This is a genomic window from Falsiroseomonas sp. RANM36, from assembly GCF_056682175.1.
Genome location: NZ_JBWXTD010000006.1, coordinates 446,868 through 450,943 on the forward strand (window position 1 = coordinate 446,868; position 4,076 = coordinate 450,943).

A 4,076-nucleotide genomic window follows, 5' to 3' on the forward strand; every position below is an offset into this window, starting at 1 on the left:
GGGGGCCGCCCCCGGGGTATTCCGGCCCCCGGCCCCCCCCGCCGCCCGCCCCGGGGCGGCGGGGCGCGGCCGGCCGCCCCGCCGCCCGCGGGCGCGCCTCCCGCCCCCCCCTGGGCTCCAAGGCCCATCAATTCAATAACCGACCAGGGCGCCTTCCCCGCCGCGGGACACGTCCCGACCCGCGAAAGCGCGAGGCGGTCGTCCGCGGTCGCGTCCTTCTCCGGCGGCCAGACGCGTGACAATCATCCTTCGGCGATGCGGCGTGGCGCGCCCAGTCTCACTGCGGCGTCCATCCGGGACTTCCGGCTTGTGGTTGGCGGCCGCGCCGCCATCACACCCCAACGCGGCCCCGGAGGACCACCGCCGCAGTCAGCGGCAGCTAGTGGACCCTGGGGCCTCGCAGCCGCTCCATCTCCTCCTTCAGTCGCAGCTTCTCCCGCTTCATCCGGCTCAACTGCTCCGCATCGGGCCGGGGGCGGTTGTCCTCCTCGGCGATGCGCAGTTCCAGCGCGGCGTGGCGCTCCTCGAGGGTGCGCAGGCGGGCGAGTTCAGCCATGGGCAATCATCCCTGGTCCATTGTCCGCAGGGGCCCGTGGCGGGCAGCGGGGAGACCGGTGGCCCGCCGAGCGGCGCCCCCGGACGCACGCGCATCGCGTGCGCCCCGCGATCCGTCACTTCTGCCCCCACGCACCGCATGTTATTCCCCCTGGCGGCGGGGTCCAGGGTTTCTTCGGCCCGCCGCCGGTCCGGTCCGCCCCGCGGGGCAGGCGGGGTTCCGGCTGACGCAACGTAGAGATCGGATCCGGGGGCGCATGCTGGCCGACCGCGACAGCCTCCTCCGTCGGCTGCACGAATTGCGCAGCGAGCATCGTGACCTCGATACGGTGATCACGCGCCTCAGCGAGACGGGGGCCGATGCGCTGCAGCTCCAGCGGCTGAAGAAGCGCAAGCTCAAGCTGAAGGACGAGATCGCCTGGCTGGAAAGCCGGCTGATCCCCGATGTCATCGCCTAGCGCCGGACCCGGGGGGCTCGCCATGCCGGACACCGCGCCGCTGGTCGGCCTGATCATGGGCTCGACCTCCGACTGGGAGACGATGCGCCACGCGGCGGAGACGCTGGAGCGCCTCGGCGTGCCGCATGAGAGCCGCGTCGTCTCCGCCCACCGCACGCCGCGGCGTCTCTACGACTATGCGGGCGGCGCGGCGGAGCGCGGGCTGAAGGTGATCATCGCCGGGGCGGGCGGGGCGGCGCATCTGCCGGGCATGGCGGCGTCTCTCACCGCCCTGCCGGTGCTGGGCGTGCCGGTGGAAAGCCATGCGCTGAAGGGGCAGGACAGCCTGCTCTCCATCGTGCAGATGCCGGCCGGCATTCCGGTCGGCACGCTGGCGATCGGGCGGGCCGGGGCCGTGAACGCCGCGCTGCTGGCCGCGGCGATCCTAGCGCTGTCGGACCCGGCGCTGGCGCGGCGCGTGGCCGCCTGGCGGCAGGCCCAGACCGATTCGGTGCCGGAGACGCCGGCATGAGCGCCGCGCCCCTGCCGCCCGGCGCGACCATCGGCATCCTCGGCGGCGGGCAGCTCGGGCGGATGTCGGCGCTGGCCGCGGCCCGGCTCGGCTATCGCTGCCATGTCTATGCGCCGGAGGACGACAGCCCGGCGATGCAGGTGGCGGCCGCGCGGACCGTCGCGCCCTATGAGGATGCGGCAGCGCTCGGCGCCTTCGCCGCTTCGGTGGACGTGGTGACCTTCGAGTTCGAGAACGTGCCGGCCGCGACCCTCGACATCCTGGCGCCGCTGGTGCCCTGCCGGCCGGGGGTGGAGGCGCTGCGGATCGGCCAGGACCGCGTGCTGGAGAAGCGCTTCTGCGAATCGGCCGGGCTCGCGGTCGCCCCCTGGCGGGAGGTGCGGTCGCGGGCGGAGCTGGATGCCGCGGTGGCGGCGATCGGCCTGCCGGCGGTGCTGAAGACCACCCGGCTCGGCTATGACGGGCGCGGCCAGGCGGTGCTGCGCGCGCCCGCGGATCTCGACCCGGCCTGGGAGAGGCTGGCGCCCAAGCCCCTGGTGCTGGAAGGCTTCGTCGCCTTCGAGCGGGAGATCTCGGCGATCGCCGCGCGGGGGGCGGATGGCGCGGTGGTGACCTTCGACGCCACCGAGAACCGCCACGCCCACCATATCCTGGACATCTCGATCGCGCCGGCGCCGGTGCCGGAAGCGGTGGCGGCGGCGGCGCGCGGCCATGTCGCGCGGCTCGCCGAGTCGCTCGGCCTCGTCGGCCTGCTGGCGCTGGAGATGTTCCTGCTGCCGGATGGCCGCCTGCTGGCCAACGAGATGGCGCCGCGGCCGCACAATTCGGGGCATTGGACCATGGATGCCTGCCTCTGCGGCCAGTTCGAGATGCATGTCCGGGCGGTCGCCGGCCTGCCGCTGCCCGATCCGGCGCGACATCACGACGCAGTGATGAAGAACCTTGTCGGCCCCGACTCCTTCGGCCGCTGGCCGGCGCTGGCCGCGATGCCGGCGGTGGCGCTGCATCTCTACGGCAAGGCGGAGGCGCGGCCCGGACGCAAGCTGGGCCATGCAACACGGCTCTTGCCGCCGGGAACGGTTGCCGCGACGGGCGATCCAGGCCGGCTCGCACCAACCTGACGTGGCCGTGATGCCGCGCTGTGGCACGCCAGCAACAGTCGGGTAATTCCGTACCACGCGCGCTGTCAGCGGGCCATTTCCGGTGATAGGGTTCTTTGCATGCACTGCCAGGGGATTGAGCCGCCTGGCGCCGCGTCCGCAGGGAAATTCCCCACGGAAAGCCGGCAAGGCGGTGGCCATCGCAGCGGTGCAATGGATTGGTTTGAGGAGAATATCTCATGAGCCTGAAGAAGGCCCTTCTCGCCGCGACGGTGCTGGCTCTGCCGGTCGCCGCGCAGGCGCAGCCGGTCACCGGCCTCTACATCGCCGGCGGTCTCGGTGCGAACTGGCTGCAGGACAGCGACATCACCACGCAGGGCGCGCTGCGCACCGCGATGGGCAATGCCGGCGTCGGCACCACCGGCCAGGCCAGCTTCAACACCGGCTGGGTGGGCGTCATCAGCCTGGGCTACGGCTTCGGCAACGGCGTCCGCGCCGAGATCGAGGGCAACTACCGCGACAACGACATGGACGGCATCTCGGGCTTCAACGGCATCACCGGCCCGCGCAGCCAGGGCGGCAGCGTGCAGTCCTACGGCGTGATGGCCAACGTGCTGTATGACTTCAACATGGGCCCCGGCGCCTTCATCGTTCCCTACATCGGCGCCGGTATCGGCTACGCGATCCAGAACTGGGACAGCGTGAACGTCCGCAACGCGACGACGGGTAACCAGCTGAACCTCGACGGCGACAGCGGCGACTTCGCCTACCAGGCGATCGTCGGCGCCGCCTTCCCGATCGCTTCGGTGCCGGGCCTCGCGATCACCGCTGAGGGCCGCTATTTCGCGACGCTCTCGGGCGAGGTGGATGCGACCTACACCTCGTCGGCGACGGGCCGGCAGGTCAGGCAGGGCGGCGCGGCCGAGGTGGACAACGCGAACTGGAGCCTGCTGATCGGCGTCCGCTACGCCTTCAACGCGGCCCCGCCGCCGCCGCCGGTGGTTGCCCCGGCTGCCGCGCCGGCCCCGGCCCGCACCTTCCTGGTCTTCTTCGACTGGGATCGCGCGACGCTGACCGAGCGCGCCCGCCAGATCATCGCCGAGGCGGCGCAGAACGCGCAGCGCGTCGGCACGACGCGGATCGAGGTGGCCGGCCACGCCGACCGCTCCGGCACGCCGCAGTACAACATGGGCCTCTCGCAGCGCCGCGCCGACGCGGTGGCCGCCGAGCTCGAGCGCCGCGGCGTTCCGCGCTCCGCCATGGTCATCCAGGCCTTCGGCGAGACCCGCCCGCTGGTCCCGACCGCGGACGGCGTGCGCGAACCGCAGAACCGCCGCGTCGAGATCGTTCTTCGCTGACGATCGGCGCAAGCCGGAAACGAGAAGGGGGGCCCCGCGGCGCCCCGGTTGGTGTGGGGGCGGGCCCCGAAAAAGGGGGGGGAATTTACGGAGC

General features: G+C 72.8%; 5 protein-coding genes. 4 read left to right on the forward strand and 1 reads right to left on the reverse strand.

Going from position 1 to position 4,076, the window contains the following annotated elements:
- Nucleotides 1–379: 379 nt before the first annotated feature.
- Entirely contained in the window at nt 380–556 is a 177-nt protein-coding gene (locus AC1MIR_RS23760; RefSeq protein ID WP_480030644.1) for a YdcH family protein, read from the reverse strand.
- A gap of 256 nt (nt 557–812) precedes the next feature.
- Here AC1MIR_RS23760 and AC1MIR_RS23765 point away from each other — a divergent pair, with 256 nt between their 5' ends.
- The 4 genes from AC1MIR_RS23765 to AC1MIR_RS23780 all read left to right on the forward strand — a co-directional run bounded on the left by AC1MIR_RS23765 (nt 813) and on the right by AC1MIR_RS23780 (nt 3,982).
- A complete protein-coding gene (locus AC1MIR_RS23765; protein ID WP_480030645.1) occupies nt 813–1,013 on the forward strand; it encodes a YdcH family protein in 201 nt (66 codons plus the stop codon).
- Nucleotides 1,014–1,035: 22 nt separating this feature from the next.
- The gene (gene purE, locus AC1MIR_RS23770; protein WP_480030646.1) at nt 1,036–1,524 is read left to right on the forward strand and encodes a 5-(carboxyamino)imidazole ribonucleotide mutase; all 489 of its coding nucleotides are present in this window, start codon (nt 1,036–1,038) and stop codon (nt 1,522–1,524) included.
- Nucleotides 1,521–2,645 carry a 5-(carboxyamino)imidazole ribonucleotide synthase gene (locus tag AC1MIR_RS23775; RefSeq protein WP_480030647.1) on the forward strand — a complete coding sequence of 375 codons (1,125 nt, stop codon included), beginning with the start codon at nt 1,521–1,523 and terminating at the stop codon, nt 2,643–2,645. Before purE ends, AC1MIR_RS23775 begins: the two co-directional genes overlap by 4 nt.
- A gap of 218 nt (nt 2,646–2,863) precedes the next feature.
- Entirely contained in the window at nt 2,864–3,982 is a 1,119-nt protein-coding gene (locus AC1MIR_RS23780) for an OmpA family protein (protein WP_480030648.1), read from the forward strand.
- Nucleotides 3,983–4,076 lie beyond the last annotated feature (94 nt).